The sequence below is a fragment of the Commensalibacter nepenthis genome, from assembly GCF_029953305.1.
In the GTDB taxonomy this organism is placed as follows: domain Bacteria; phylum Pseudomonadota; class Alphaproteobacteria; order Acetobacterales; family Acetobacteraceae; genus Commensalibacter; species Commensalibacter nepenthis.
This window is the reverse complement of the sequence record NZ_JASBAN010000001.1, coordinates 1,119,467-1,133,175: the sequence shown is the minus strand read 5'-3', so window position 1 is coordinate 1,133,175 and position 13,709 is coordinate 1,119,467. Positions and strand designations below refer to the sequence as shown.

Genomic DNA, 13,709 nt, shown 5'->3' with positions numbered 1-13,709 from the left:
AAACTATCCTGTCATTATTTTAATAAAATTTGTAAAAGATAACAAGGAATTCAAGTAAGATTTCAATCAAGTTCAGGCAAGTTAAATGGTTTTTATTTTGTGTGAATATGATAATTAGGGCAAAACGCACGGTTTTTTGCCATTATTTGGTTTTTATATATAATTTTGATTTTTCGTAAATGGAGTAATCGATATGGAAGCTGGAAAATATGTGATCGCATTGGTTGATGATGATCGCAATATTTTAACCTCTGTTTTCATGATGTTAGAGGCAGATGGTTTTTCTGTGCAAACATATACGGATGGTGAAAGTGCCCTGCAAGGATTATTGTCGCGCCCAGTAGATTTGGCTGTTTTAGATATTAAAATGCCTCGCATGGATGGAATTGAGCTTTTACAAAGACTTCGTAGTCGTTCGCAAATGCCAGTGATTATGCTTTCTTCCAAAGATGAAGAAATCGACCAATTAATGGGACTGCGTTTGGGGGCTGATGATTATATTACCAAACCTTTTTCGCAGCGTTTACTGCTTGAACGTATCAGAGCTTTATTAAGGCGTAACGATGTGAATAAAGCAGAGGTCGAAGGCGGCGCTGTTGCCAGTGGGATGGTTGTGCGTGGGTCGTTAACTTTGGATGATTTGCGTCATCAGTGTCGTTGGAATAATGAAGATATTCAATTAACAGTAACCGAGTTTTTGTTAGCCAAGGCACTGGCAATGCGTCCAGGGTTGGTAAAATCCAGAGATCAATTGATTGATGCGGCTTATGGTGAAAATATCTATGTTGATGATCGCACGATTGATAGTCATATCAAACGTATTCGTAAGAAATTTCGTCAAGTTGATTCTGAATTCAATAAAATTGAAACATTATACGGTATTGGATATCGGTATAAGGAAGATTGATGAACCTGTTTTCCTATTTTCAAGGTGACAAAACTGTATCAACAGGCAAAATAAATTACAAAGCAAGATTTTCATCCCCTTTGATGAGGCGTATTTTGCTTGTCAATGCGTTGCCGTTGGTTGTTTTGGTCGCAACGTTGCTATATCTCAACCAGTTTCAAAATAGCTTATTGGAAACAGAAGTCACCGCTTTACGAGAACAAGCGAAAATTTATGCTGGTGCATTGGGGCAAAGTGCCACGCGTAAAATAAAAGATCAAATTGTTTCAGAGGATGCTTTTGGTGTGATGTTTGCCAAAAAACCAATGGACATTCATTTTTTATCTGTTGAGTTGGCTCGTCCGTTATTATTGAGTTTGACTGAGCCTAGTCCAAACGTGCGGGCTCGCGTGTATGGGCCAGACGGTCAATTGGTAGTCGATAGCCGTGATGTGTTGAACAAAGACAAGCAAGTGAAAAGTTCAAAAGAGAACCTATCCTCTGTTTTAATACATCCATCCAAAGCAAAAAGTAATTTTTCTAAGATCAATACAGAAAATGAAAGGGTTATTAATACACGTTATGATACGGTCTTAGAGAAAGTCTATACGCATCTTTTAAATTGGATGCCCTATTCAGGCGAGCGTAAAATTAAAAACCTATCTGTTAATGCGGATCCTGAGGCAATTCCGAATGCTGTAAAAAAATATTTACAATTTACGAATGATCCAAATAGTCAAGAGATGCCTCCTTATATCCGTCGAACAGCCGATCATCGTTTGTTGATTACAATCTCCGAGCCAATTGTTCATCAAGGGAAAACGGTCGGGATTATTCAATTAACCAGAGAAGCAACGAATGTTGACAAGGCTTTATTTGCTGTTCGATCTTCAATTTTAATTTTGTTTTTACTTGCTTTGGTAATTACGGTTTTATTGTCTTGGTATTTGTCTTTGACTATTGCCAGACCTTTGTTAGCATTGGCGATTGCAACGCATAAAATGCGTGATTCTGTAGGGCAAACCGGCATGGTTCCCGAAAGGTTGTTAAGCCGAAAAGATGAGATTGGAGACCTTGCCAGAGCATTGCAAGATAGTGCCAAAGCGTTATGGACAAGAATGGGCGCAATTGAGCGTTTTGCTGCCGACGTTAGTCATGAGTTAAAAAATCCATTATCGTCGATTCGATCGGCGATAGAATTATTGCCGAGAATTCCAGATATGGAACATAGAAAGCGTTTATTTGCTGTTGTTCGAGATGATGTTAATCGTCTGGATCGTTTAATTACCGATATTGCAAGTTCTAGCCGTATTGAAACAGAAATGTCGCGAGTGACTCCTGAACCCGTAGAAGTCATGCCAATTTTTAAACTGTTGTCTGAGATATATGAGGCGACTTATAAACTGAATGATCCTCATATTGTTGTTAAGGAAAATGAAGATAGTCAGCAGCAAAACTTAAAAGTATTGGCCGTAGAGGATCGTTTGGTGCAAGTATTACGTAATTTAATTGGGAATGCGGTATCGTTTTCCCCTCCTAATGGTCAAATTACGTTATCGGTTAACGCATTGAAAGATAGGGTTGAGTTGAGTGTAAGTGACCAAGGTCCAGGAGTCCCTGAAAATAAACTCAACAGTATTTTTGAGCGCTTTTATACTGAGCGTCCTGAAGGGGAAAATTTTGGACAACATTCAGGGTTGGGATTATCTATTTGCCGACAAATTGTTGTGGCGTTAAAGGGAACGATACAAGCACAAAATATACATGACGCTGAAGGCAGGATAAGTGGTGCCTGTTTTATAATATCGTTACCTAGGGTGGTGTGATAAATATACACTATTAATAAAAACTGAAATGATGCATAAAAGATACATATTTTACGATTCGTTATGAATTTATGCAGGACGATATACATGCACGAAGAATACTTTAAAAAAATGATAATTCAGGGTTTTCTTAAGATGTTTCATGGGTTTGTTAACCAGTCTTTTGGTTATGGAGAGAAAAAGTAGTTGTTTTTAGGTAACACATTTTTTTGTTGATGTCCTAAGAGAGATTTTTTGATTGATTACCGTGCCAGTAGATTTTATTACCTAATGTATATAGTCCTTTTTGCTAAGTCAGTAAGGTTTTTCACATTATGAAAAAGTCATTAAGTCGTCTTGCTATTATTGCCGCTGTGCTTGCTCCTGCTGCAGGTTATGCACAAAATTATTCAACTACCAATTTAGGTCCAGCGGTTAACCAAGCGCAAAATACAGCTTCTGTTCCAATGGTCAGAGAAGAAATCTGGGCATCTGGTTGGAGTGGAAAAGTCCAATATCGTGACGTTCCTATGTATAAAACGCCAAAAGCACCAAAACCACATTGTGGTGTTTTTCAAACATGTCCTGGTGTAACGAAAATTGGTCTTGGTAAAGGTGATTTTATTGTTCGTCTTGGTGCATTAGCGACTATTGCAAATAATACCAGCAGTCGTACCTCAGTCGGTGGTCGTGTTACAGCATCAAACGGTGTGATGGCTGAATTAAGTGCAAATTACTTTGTTACTGATAACATTGCTTTTGAATTGATTGCTTCTAGTACTCGTCACAGTATTTGGGCAAAAGATACCGCAGCTGGTAATGTTCATGTTGGTAAAGCATGGGTTATTCCTCCTACAGTTACAGCTCAATGGCATTTTCGTCCACATAAAGCATTTAATCCATATGTTGGTGTTGGCTTAACGGTTGCTTTCTGGCATAATATTAAACCAGGTGGTGGAATTGTTCAAAAATTGGGCATGGAAACGACAGTGGGTCCAGCTTTCAATGTTGGGTTTGATTACCAAGTTGTTGGAAATTGGTTCTTTAACATTGATGCAAAACAAATGTTGTTAAATCAACGTGCACATCTTAATGATAGTCCAAACAGAATTGATGCTCGTACCTCTTTGAATCCTACAGTGGTTAGTGGGGGTATCGGATATCGTTTCTAATTCTTAGCGGAGTTCGGAATGAAAAAGGGTATTTCCTTTGACCGTCTTGCGCGGTACGAAGGAAATCTACCGCGATACACAAGTTATCCAACAGCTGTTCAGTTTACAGAAGCTGTTGGATTTAACGAATATCAACAATGGTTACAGGCTCTTCCAGAGGGGGAGCCTGTTTCGTTGTATTTGCATGTACCTTTCTGTGATGAATTATGTAAATTTTGTGCTTGTAATACACAAGTTGTTCATCAAGAATCGATACGCAGTGCTTACGGGGATTTGTTGTGTGAAGAGTTGAAACGATTGGCTGGGTTTCTTCAAGCACGTCGCTCAGTCAGTTTTATTCATTTTGGTGGTGGAACTCCAACGACATTACCGATGAATGCAATGAAAAAGGTAATGCAAACGATTTACAATCTATTCGATATTCAACAAAACGCTGATATTTCAATAGAGCTTGATCCAAGGCATGTTTCCGTTGAGTATTTCTCTATGCTGCACCCTTTGGGATTTACCAGAGTAAGTTTTGGTGTACAGGATTTAGATCCTAAAGTTCAAAAAGCTTGTGGACGGATCCAAAGTAAAGAGTTAACGGCTCATTGTATTAATGTTGTGCGTCAGAATTATATTCAGTCTGTTAATATGGATCTGATTTATGGACTGCCTAATCAAACTGTTGAAAGTTTAAGTGCAACGATTCGATCTGTTGTAGAGTTGAAACCAGATCGGTTGGCTGTGTTTGGATATGCACATGTGCCATGGAAATTTAAGCGACAGACCTTATTAGAAGGTGATGTGCTGCCAGATAGTATTGAACGTTTTCAACAACGCCAAGTTATTGATGAAATTTTGCAAGAGGCTGGATACCAAGTGATTGGTCTAGACCATTATGCTTTGCCTCATGATTCAATGAGCAAATCTGCTCAACAAGGAACATTACACCGTAACTTTCAAGGATATACCGTTGATGATGCCCCCGCTTTATTGGGCGTTGGTGCATCATCTGTTTCCATTGTTCCACAGGGAATTGTGCAAAATCATCCTTCGGTGGCAGCATATCAAAAAGCTATGTCTCAAGAGGGGCTGCCTATTGCGCGTGGCGTTGGACGGGATGAAGAGGATTTATTGCGTTGGACGGTGATTGAACGATTAATGTGTGACTTGTATATTGATTTAAACCAAATAACACGTCAGTATAATAAACCAGATAATTTTTTTGATGATGCTTTATTAAAATTAAAGTCATTTGAAGAAGATGGCTTGGTTAAGATTGAGAGTTATAAAATAACAGTTACAGAAGAAGGGCGTTGTTTTTTGAGAAACATAGTGGTTGTATTTGATACATATTATCGTGTTGCGCCGCAACGTCATGCTCAAGCAATATAATACAGGATATTATATATGAGTGTTCAATTCAAAGATACTGTTCAGAATTTGCATCGTTCTATTCACCAAGCATCAGGGTATACTTATCCTTATCAACATTGGTTGCTAGAGAATATTTTGCCTGATTTTGTTTGTGATTCGTTATTAGAATGGATGCCAGATGAAAAAGCAATTTCTGGAGATATCCAAGGGCGGCGTGAAAATAACAATCAAAATCGCGTTTTTGTTAATCCTGAAAAACAACAGCAAGATCGCCGATGTGCGGCGTTGGCCCAGGCTTTTGAGAGCCAAGAAACAAGAGATCTTTTCTCCAAAGTAACTGGTGCGGATCTTTCTAATACATGGTTAAGATTAGAGCTATGTTTGGATAAAGAAGGGTTTTGGCTTGAACATCATACCGATATTGGTGCAAAGAAACTCACATTTCTGATTTCATTATCTTTGGGAGACGATGCCGAGAATTGGGGAACTGATATTATGAATGCCCAAGGGGATTCTTTGGCAAGAAGTTCTGGGAAATTTAATTCCGCATTTATGTTCATTCCTAGTAAAGATACGTGGCATGGATATAAAAAACGTCCGATGAAAGGCATCCGTCGCACGTTGATTATGAACTATGTTAATCAAAACTGGCGAGCCAAGCATGAGCTTGCTTTTGCGTATGATTAAAAATTAAACTGTATTTTTATCAATGTTGTTTGTATTAAGAGCTATAGTTGAATTGAGTTAATTTACTGCATAGTGGGAAATAGGATAAATAATATGAGTAACGATGCACGTGAGCAAATGGAGTTTGACGTTTTAATTATAGGGGGTGGTCCTGCTGGATTATCTGCTGCTATTCGATTAAAACAATTGGCTCCTTCAGTTGAAATTTGCTTAATTGAAAAAGCCTCTGAAATTGGGGCTCATATTGTTTCTGGCGCAGTATTAGAACCAACAGCATTAAATGAATTATTTCCCGATTGGAAACAAAGGGGCGCACCACTAGATACGCCTGTGAATCATGAACGTATGTTTTATTTGCCTGATGAGCAAAAATATACCGCAATTCCAATGATTAAATCATTTATGCCTCAAATGAATAATGATGGGAATTTTATCATCAGTTTGGGTAATTTTTGCCGTTGGCTAGCCACTCAAGCAGAAGAATTAGGCGTTGAGGTTTTTCCTGGCTTTTCCGGCAGTGAATTGATTATTGAAGATGGTCAGGTTGTGGGTGTTGTTACCGGTGATATGGGACTTGAGAAAGATGGAACCCAAGGGTCAAACCATGAACCTGGTATGGAATTAAGAGCGAAATATACATTATTCGCCGAAGGATGTCGCGGATCTTTATCTAAAAAATTAATGGATCAATTTAAATTAAGACAAGGCGTTGACCCTCAGACTTATGGTCTTGGGATCAAGGAATTATGGGAAATTCCTGCGCATAAACATAAGCCAGGATATATCCAACATAGTTTTGGATGGCCACTGGACGATCATACATATGGTGGTTCTTGGTTATATCATTTTGGCGATAATTTAGTCTCCTTTGGATTTGTGGTTGGGCTTGATTATCGAAATCCTTGGTTATCGCCATTTGAAGAAATGCAACGGTCTAAAATGCATCCCGTGATGAAATATCATCTGGAAGGAGGCAGACGTATCAGCTATTCTGCGCGTGCGTTATCAGAGGGGGGGGTACAATCTATCCCTAAATTATCTTTTCCTGGTGGGTTATTAATTGGTGATGCTGCGGGTTTTTTAAATGTGCCCAAAATTAAAGGCACGCATACAGCAATGAAGTCAGGAATGGTTGCAGCAGAAGCTATTGTTGAAGCATTGGCAACGCAAGAAATAGAACCGATTTCCTATCAATTCCGTATGCGTCAATCTTGGGTTTGGAAAGAGCTTCATCAAGCACGTAATATCCGTCCTGCTTTTGCAAAATTCGGCGCAAAAGTTGCAACATTATATGCAGGGTTCGATTCAATGTTACGGGGAAAGGTGCCTTGGACATTTCATCATCGTTTGGCAGATAATGAACAACTAGAAGCAGCATCCTCATTTGAAAAAATTGAATATGCAAAACCAGATAATGAATTAACTTTTAGTCGCGAATCCTCTGTGTTCTTGTCGAATATCGATCATAGAGACGATCAACCAGTGCATTTGAAATTGAAAAATACGTCTATTTGGAAAACGGTGAATTGGAATATTTTTAAATCTCCTGAATCAAGATACTGTCCAGCAGGCGTTTATGAAGCAGTGGATATTGATAAAGAACCCAAGCTACAAATTAATTCTCAGAATTGTATTCATTGTAAAACTTGTGATATTAAAGACCCTACACAAAATATAGATTGGGAAACGCCAGAAGGTGGCAGTGGTCCGAATTATCCAGGTGGAATGTAAGATTTTAATTTAGTTAATAATATCGTAACGAAAGGGTGTTATGAAAATATTAGTTCCGGTGAAACGGGTTGTTGATTCTAATATTAAACCGTTGGTAAAGTCCGATAATTCTGGTGTAGAGGTTGGTGGCGTAAAAATGTCCATGAACCCTTTTGATGAAACTGCAGTCGAAGAAGCTGTTCGTCTTAAAGAACAAAAGATTGCTTCTGAAGTGGTGGTGATTTCTATTGGGGAGGTCAAATGTCAAGATACGTTACGTACTGCAATGGCAATGGGTGCAGATAGAGGGATTTTAGTTACGTCAGAAGATGCATTGGAATCTCTAAGTGTTGCTAAGATTTTACAACATTTTGTTGCCAAAGAACAACCAGATGTTGTTTTAATGGGTAAGCAAGCATCTGATGATGATATGAATGCAACGGGTCAAATTTTGGCAGCAAAATTAGGCTGGGCTCAAGGAACATTTGTCAGTAGACTAGAGCTTTCTGATGGCAAAGCGCAAATCACGCGTGAAATTGACGACGGGCAAGAAATCCTAGAGCTTACTTTACCTGCTGTGATTACAACAGATTTGCGTTTAAATGAGCCTCGTTTTGCATCTTTGCCAAATATTATGAAGGCGAAAAAGAAACCGATTGAAACGGTTGCTCTTGCTGATCTTGGTGTTGATACAGCCATTCGTTTAGAAGTAAAATCTGTGGCAGAATCTTCTTCTGTTCGTGAAGGTGTTATTGTTGGTTCTGTTGAAGAGCTTATGGATAAACTTCAAAATGAAGCAAAGGTAATTTAAGAATGGCTGTTTTAGTTTTATTAAGTTATGAAAAAGGCGATCAAATTCGCAAGATCAGCCGTTCAGCGATTACTGCAGCAGGGAAATTAGGCACAGAGATTCATGCGCTGTTGGTTGGTGATCATTTAGAGGTTTTATCTCAAAAAGCATCTCAGTTGCACGGTGTGCAAAAATTACTTGTTGCAGAACATGCTGCTTATGCACATATGCAAGCTGAGCCAGTAGCAGATTTAATTGCGTCATTAGCAGGAGCTTATGAATATATCGTTGCTCCAGCGAACGCAGAAGGTAAAGATATTTTGCCTCGTTTGGCTGGATTATTAGATGTTCAACCGATTTCTGATGTGGTTGAAATTATCGATGCATCAACATTTGTTCGTCCTATTTATGCAGGTAGTATTCTTGCAACAGTGACTTCTAAAGACTCCAAGAAGCTTTTATCTGTTCGTGGAACTACTTTTGAAGCAGCAGCGGAAACAGGCGGTAATGCAGTAATTGAGAAAGTGGAGAACCTTCCAATTTCTGATAAGCAGCTTTCTGTATTTAAAGAGCTAAAATTATCACAATCTGATAGACCAGAGCTTGAATCTGCGCGTGTTGTTATCTCTGGTGGGCGTGGTATGCAAAGCGGTGATAATTTTGTATTGCTTGAAAAAGTTGCAGATCAATTAGATGCTGCAATAGGGGCTTCCAGAGCTGCTGTTGATGCTGGGTTTGTTCCCAATGATTATCAGGTTGGACAAACAGGTAAAATAGTAGCTCCAGAGCTTTATATTGCTGTGGCTCTTTCAGGGGCTATTCAACATTTGGCTGGGATGAAAGACAGTAAATTTGTTGTTGCGATTAACAAAGACCCAGAAGCTCCTATTTTCAAAGTGTCAGATTATGGGATTGTCGGGGATTTGTTTGAAATTCTGCCACAATTAGAAGCTGCTTTAAAAGCAAGATAAGCAATATTACATGCTGTTTATATATTTAAACAGCATGTAAAATTAAAATTTTTTATGATTTAAATAATTATAGGTTCGTGAAGGATATGCATTATGAAATGGGAACTTGAACAACCAAAAGACAAATATTATGTCCCTGTGATTACGATTAAGTGGTTATTAATTTTACATGGAATATTAATCTCTGTGCTTGCTTTAATGACGTATGGTGCTTGGTATTTATAATTAAAAAGAAAGTTATATTTCTTGTTTGTTAGAAAAAATCTTTTTGCCTGTTTTGTAGCACTATTGGCATTCTATAGTTATCAAAAGGTTGCTTATGCGGCTGATGATACAAAAATCATTCATGTTATTGCAGCAGAGAATATGTATGGTGATATTGCTCAACAACTGGGTGGGCAATATGTACACGTTGACTCTATTTTAAATAATCCAGACCAAGACCCACATTTATTTGAGCTTACACCGAGTATTGGTAAAAAGATTGCAGATGCAGATGTGATTATTGTCAATGGGCTGGGATATGATGCTTGGATGGATCGTTTATTAACACTATATCATTTTAATCGTCAAGATATCGTATCAATACAGTCTTTATTGGGGCGTAAAGAAGGGGAAAACCCACATTTATGGTATAATATAGAGGCAATCGAAAAATTATCACAACAATTACGGCAAGTTTATAGCCGCTTAAACCCACAAGAAAAAGTTTTTTTTCAGAAACAATTTGCTTCATTCGATGTTGATTTAAAACAAATTCAACAACGTATTCAAACTATTCATCAACAATATTCACATATTAAAGTGGCTGCAACAGAACCTGTATTTGGATTGATGGCTCAAAAACTTGGGTTTGAAATGTTAGAAGAACCTTATCAATGGGTTGTAATGAATGGGGGTGAGCCTACACCCAAACAAATTGTACAATTTATTCAAGATTTAAAAACTCATCAAATTAGAATTTTATTTTATAACGAACAAGTCTCTACGCCTGCCACGGAACAATTAAAGAAAATTGCTATAGAATCAGGGGTGGCAGTGGTTGGGGTGTCCGAGACCATGCCAGCTCATTTGACCTATCAACAATGGATGAATCAGGTGTTAGATAAAGTCGAGACAACTTTAAAAAGTCAGCATCAATGAATGTGATTGAATGTCAAAACCTTGATGTTCGATTGGGCTCATGTGTCATTTTATCTCAACTTAATCTACAGATCAAAGACAATCAGTTTATTGGTATCTTTGGTCCGAATGGTTCTGGTAAAACGACCTTTATGAAGGCACTCTTGGGGATAATTCCTTGTGCTGAAAATAAAATAAAGATTTTGGGACGGTCTCCTAATAAAGCTCGAAAACAAATAGGTTATATTCCCCAATATAGAGAGATGGAATCTTTTCAGCTCACAGGAAAAGAGTTTATAGCCACCAGTATTCGTGGTCATAAATGGGGGCTACCCTTTTTAACAAAGCAAGATTTATATCATATTGACGCTGTTTTGGATCATGTACATGCTAAAGAGTTAGCTGGTGTTTCCTTGTCTGAAATGTCTGGTGGACAAAGACAACGTTTGTTACTTGCTCAAGCATTACTAGGGGATCCTAAGTTAATTATTATGGATGAACCGTTTAGTAATCTCGATCCCAAATGGGTAAAAATTATTTTGTCATTGCTCAAAGAATTGCAAGAGCAAAGAGGATTGACAATTTTACTTTCAACGCATGATTTAAATCCTTTGATGAAAGTGATGGATCAGGTTATTTGTATTGGAAATCAAAAAGCAATTTTAGGTGATGTTAGTCAAGTGATGACCTCTGATGTGTTAACTCAGTTATATGGGTTTCCTATTGACGTGGTTAAAACAAACCAGCATCTTTTTGTAACAACGGCTTGTTAATTTATTAATTTGAAAGTTGATTCGAGGATGTTTTCCCTTGAATTTATGCAAACTGCATTTATTGCATCAGTTATTGTCGCAATTATTTGTGGATTAATCGGATATTTTTTGTTGATCCGCAGAGAAACTTTTGCAGGACATGCTTTGTCTCATGTTGGTTTTGCAGGAGCAACAGGGGCAAGCTTGGTTGGGGTTTCGCCATTTCTTGGATTGTTAGTATTCAGTTTATGTGCAGGTGGGTTGATCGGCGTAATAGGACCCAAGTTAAAAGATAGAGATATTGCCATTGGATTGGTATTATCGACATCAATGGGCTTTGGATTGCTGTTTTTGCATTTTTATACGCGTTATGCCTCTCAAGTTACGGGATTGCTTTTTGGGAATATCTTTGCGGTTGATACACAAACTTTATATGGGTTGATTATTCTCAGCATTGTTTGCTGTATGGTGATGCTATTTTTTATGCGTCCTTTGTTATTTGCTTCTATGCAACCTGATCTGGCAGAGGCAAAAGGGGTGTCATTACGACGTGTTTCTATCCTATTTTTGGGAGTGGTTGCATGTGTGACGGCTGCGTGTGTGCAAGTTACTGGGATTTTATTGACTTTTTCCCTGATGGTAGGACCTGCTGCGGTTGCGCGTCAGTTAAGCAAAACGGTTTGGCGAGGTCTATTTTTATCCATATTTTTAGCAGTGGTAGAATCTTGGGGAGGGGTTATTATAGCGTGGGTTACGGATTATCCTGCTTCTTTTTGTATTAGTTTATTAAGTTTTTTAATATATTTATTGTCATTATTGCTGGGTAAAAAATATCTATTTATTAAGTATTGAAAATACTTTATTAATTATATAATGTTATTTGTAGGAATTGATCGTGTTGTTTACAGATTTTGTTTAAAATAACCATCTAAGACCTCATAGAGTGTTTTTCCGGTCTTGTCGCAAATTGTAGGAATTTGTCGCGTTGTTTACAGTGATATGAAATATTACTGTAATGACCATGCATAGAAAAACGAAGCTTACGCTGTATCATCGAGAGGAGATATGGCGATTATAGGTCTTGTTGCAAATATTGAATGGTGCTGTGATTAGCCATAAAGCTAGCTAATTTAGACGGGTATATTATTATTTAAACCGAATATGCTTTGAATGAGCTTTATCTGTTCGTTGATTGTCCATTTTCCTTTAAAACCCAGTTCTTTTTTAATCCAAAGAATGGTTGCTTTCAGTCTTTTCATACAGCAAGAAAAACACTCAACGGATATGAGGCCATTCTCTGGATAAAAAAAGGACTGGGTTTTAAAGGAAAATGGACAATCAACGAACAAATAAAGCTTATCCAAAATATCTTCGGTTTAAATAAACCTCTCGCTTGCTAAATTAACCAATTCCATACTAAAAAACAACCTAGTTTTAAATTTGCAACAAGACCAGAAAATAGCCCTCTTTTCTTTCTATTATAAATCAGGTATTAAAAAATAATTGCGGTTTTTTCTCTTTTTTTAATATAATGACTGCGGATTTATAATTTTATCAAGTTAGCGAAAAGCTAGGGAATTGTCATGTCAAATGAAAACACTGTCCTTCCAACAGAAGGGAAGTTGATGCAGGGTAAACGTGGATTGATTATGGGAATGGCTAATAATCACTCTATTGCTTGGGGGATTGCACAGGCTTGTGCTTTACAAGGTGCAGAGCTCGCTTTTGCTTATCAAGGTGAAGCCCTAGAAAAAAGAGTCCGACCTTTGGCTGCCAGCTTGGGTTCAGATTATTTAATCCAATGTGATGTAAGTGAAGACAAAGATATTGAAAAAACTTTTAAAGATATAGAAGAAAAATGGGGCAAATTAGATTTTGTTGTACATGCGATTGGTTGGGCAGACAAACAATATTTGCGTGGGCGTTATATTGATACCCCCAGAGAAGCCTTTTTAACAGCTTTGGATATCTCTTGTTTTTCTTTTACCGCTGTTGCCAAAGAAGCCTCTAAATTAATGAAAGATGGTGGTTCATTATTGACTTTGACCTATCTTGGTGCAGAGCGTGTGATGCCACATTATAATGTTATGGGTATTGCCAAAGCTGCTTTGGAAAGCTCTGTACAATATATGGCTGCCGATTTAGGGGTTGATAATATCCGTGTTAATGCAATCTCTGCAGGACCGATTAAAACACTTGCTGCCAGTGGTATTGGGGATTTCCGTTATATTTTAAAATGGAATCAGCTTAATTCTCCCTTACAACGCAATGTAACAATTGATGAAGTTGGAGGCGCAGGCGTTTACTTCCTTTCTGACCTTTCTCGTGGTGTTACAGGGGAAATTCATCATGTCGATTGTGGCTATCATATGGTCGGTATGAAAAACCCAACAGCTCCTGATATTGCATTAGCATCAGAAGATTAATTTTAATTGAGTATTACAAGAGTAAG

At 37.8% G+C, this 13,709-nt stretch carries 14 protein-coding genes; all 14 read left to right on the top strand.

Annotated elements, in window-relative coordinates; all coding sequences use genetic code 11:
• Nucleotides 1–193: 193 nt before the first annotated feature.
• The 14 genes from QJV33_RS05230 to fabI all read left to right on the top strand — a co-directional run bounded on the left by QJV33_RS05230 (nt 194) and on the right by fabI (nt 13,683).
• Nucleotides 194–907, top strand: a complete 714-nt coding sequence (locus tag QJV33_RS05230; protein ID WP_281462324.1) for a response regulator transcription factor — start codon at nt 194–196, stop codon at nt 905–907.
• Nucleotides 907–2,712 carry a stimulus-sensing domain-containing protein gene (locus tag QJV33_RS05225; protein ID WP_281462323.1) on the top strand — a complete coding sequence of 602 codons (1,806 nt, stop codon included), beginning with the start codon at nt 907–909 and terminating at the stop codon, nt 2,710–2,712. The genes QJV33_RS05230 and QJV33_RS05225 overlap by 1 nt, the downstream gene beginning before the upstream one ends.
• Before the next feature lie 314 nt (nt 2,713–3,026).
• Nucleotides 3,027–3,863, top strand: coding sequence for an OmpW/AlkL family protein (locus QJV33_RS05220; RefSeq protein WP_281462322.1), 837 nt, complete (start codon nt 3,027–3,029; stop codon nt 3,861–3,863).
• 18 nt (nt 3,864–3,881) lie between these two features.
• Nucleotides 3,882–5,243: an oxygen-independent coproporphyrinogen III oxidase gene (gene hemN, locus QJV33_RS05215; protein ID WP_281462321.1), complete on the top strand. Its 1,362-nt coding sequence runs from the start codon at nt 3,882–3,884 to the stop codon at nt 5,241–5,243.
• 15 nt (nt 5,244–5,258) lie between these two features.
• Nucleotides 5,259–5,912 (top strand): 2OG-Fe(II) oxygenase, encoded by a 654-nt coding sequence (locus QJV33_RS05210; protein ID WP_281462320.1) that lies wholly within the window; start codon nt 5,259–5,261, stop codon nt 5,910–5,912.
• Between the two features lie 93 nt (nt 5,913–6,005).
• A complete protein-coding gene (locus tag QJV33_RS05205) occupies nt 6,006–7,643 on the top strand; it encodes an electron transfer flavoprotein-ubiquinone oxidoreductase (RefSeq protein WP_281462319.1) in 1,638 nt (545 codons plus the stop codon).
• 40 nt (nt 7,644–7,683) lie between these two features.
• Nucleotides 7,684–8,433, top strand: a complete 750-nt coding sequence (locus QJV33_RS05200) for an electron transfer flavoprotein subunit beta/FixA family protein (protein WP_281462318.1) — start codon at nt 7,684–7,686, stop codon at nt 8,431–8,433.
• A gap of 2 nt (nt 8,434–8,435) precedes the next feature.
• Nucleotides 8,436–9,383, top strand: coding sequence for an electron transfer flavoprotein subunit alpha/FixB family protein (locus tag QJV33_RS05195; protein ID WP_281462317.1), 948 nt, complete (start codon nt 8,436–8,438; stop codon nt 9,381–9,383).
• Nucleotides 9,384–9,476: 93 nt separating this feature from the next.
• On the top strand, nt 9,477–9,608 hold the full coding sequence (locus QJV33_RS05190) for a hypothetical protein (RefSeq protein WP_281462316.1): 132 nt from the start codon (nt 9,477–9,479) through the stop codon (nt 9,606–9,608).
• 21 nt (nt 9,609–9,629) lie between these two features.
• On the top strand, nt 9,630–10,526 hold the full coding sequence (locus QJV33_RS05185) for a metal ABC transporter solute-binding protein, Zn/Mn family (RefSeq protein ID WP_281462315.1): 897 nt from the start codon (nt 9,630–9,632) through the stop codon (nt 10,524–10,526).
• Nucleotides 10,523–11,278, top strand: coding sequence for a metal ABC transporter ATP-binding protein (locus QJV33_RS05180; RefSeq protein WP_281462314.1), 756 nt, complete (start codon nt 10,523–10,525; stop codon nt 11,276–11,278). The genes QJV33_RS05185 and QJV33_RS05180 overlap by 4 nt, the downstream gene beginning before the upstream one ends.
• Nucleotides 11,279–11,305: 27 nt before the next feature.
• The gene (locus tag QJV33_RS05175; RefSeq protein WP_281462313.1) at nt 11,306–12,109 is read left to right on the top strand and encodes a metal ABC transporter permease; all 804 of its coding nucleotides are present in this window, start codon (nt 11,306–11,308) and stop codon (nt 12,107–12,109) included.
• 314 nt (nt 12,110–12,423) lie between these two features.
• The gene (locus QJV33_RS05170) at nt 12,424–12,657 is read left to right on the top strand and encodes a hypothetical protein (protein ID WP_281462312.1); all 234 of its coding nucleotides are present in this window, start codon (nt 12,424–12,426) and stop codon (nt 12,655–12,657) included.
• 183 nt (nt 12,658–12,840) lie between these two features.
• Nucleotides 12,841–13,683 (top strand): enoyl-ACP reductase FabI, encoded by an 843-nt coding sequence (gene fabI / locus QJV33_RS05165; protein ID WP_281462311.1) that lies wholly within the window; start codon nt 12,841–12,843, stop codon nt 13,681–13,683.
• Nucleotides 13,684–13,709 lie beyond the last annotated feature (26 nt).

Bases quoted from the DNA above. Each gene is read 5' to 3' on its own strand.
- QJV33_RS05230 (WP_281462324.1), top strand. From the start codon at position 194: ATGGAAGCTGGAAAATATGTGATCGCATTGGTTGATGATGATCGCAAT.
- QJV33_RS05225 (WP_281462323.1), top strand. From the start codon at position 907: ATGAACCTGTTTTCCTATTTTCAAGGTGACAAAACTGTATCAACAGGC.
- QJV33_RS05220 (WP_281462322.1), top strand. From the start codon at position 3,027: ATGAAAAAGTCATTAAGTCGTCTTGCTATTATTGCCGCTGTGCTTGCT.
- hemN (WP_281462321.1), top strand. From the start codon at position 3,882: ATGAAAAAGGGTATTTCCTTTGACCGTCTTGCGCGGTACGAAGGAAAT.
- QJV33_RS05210 (WP_281462320.1), top strand. From the start codon at position 5,259: ATGAGTGTTCAATTCAAAGATACTGTTCAGAATTTGCATCGTTCTATT.
- QJV33_RS05205 (WP_281462319.1), top strand. From the start codon at position 6,006: ATGAGTAACGATGCACGTGAGCAAATGGAGTTTGACGTTTTAATTATA.
- QJV33_RS05200 (WP_281462318.1), top strand. From the start codon at position 7,684: ATGAAAATATTAGTTCCGGTGAAACGGGTTGTTGATTCTAATATTAAA.
- QJV33_RS05195 (WP_281462317.1), top strand. From the start codon at position 8,436: ATGGCTGTTTTAGTTTTATTAAGTTATGAAAAAGGCGATCAAATTCGC.
- QJV33_RS05190 (WP_281462316.1), top strand. From the start codon at position 9,477: ATGAAATGGGAACTTGAACAACCAAAAGACAAATATTATGTCCCTGTG.
- QJV33_RS05180 (WP_281462314.1), top strand. From the start codon at position 10,523: ATGAATGTGATTGAATGTCAAAACCTTGATGTTCGATTGGGCTCATGT.
- QJV33_RS05175 (WP_281462313.1), top strand. From the start codon at position 11,306: ATGTTTTCCCTTGAATTTATGCAAACTGCATTTATTGCATCAGTTATT.
- fabI (WP_281462311.1), top strand. From the start codon at position 12,841: ATGTCAAATGAAAACACTGTCCTTCCAACAGAAGGGAAGTTGATGCAG.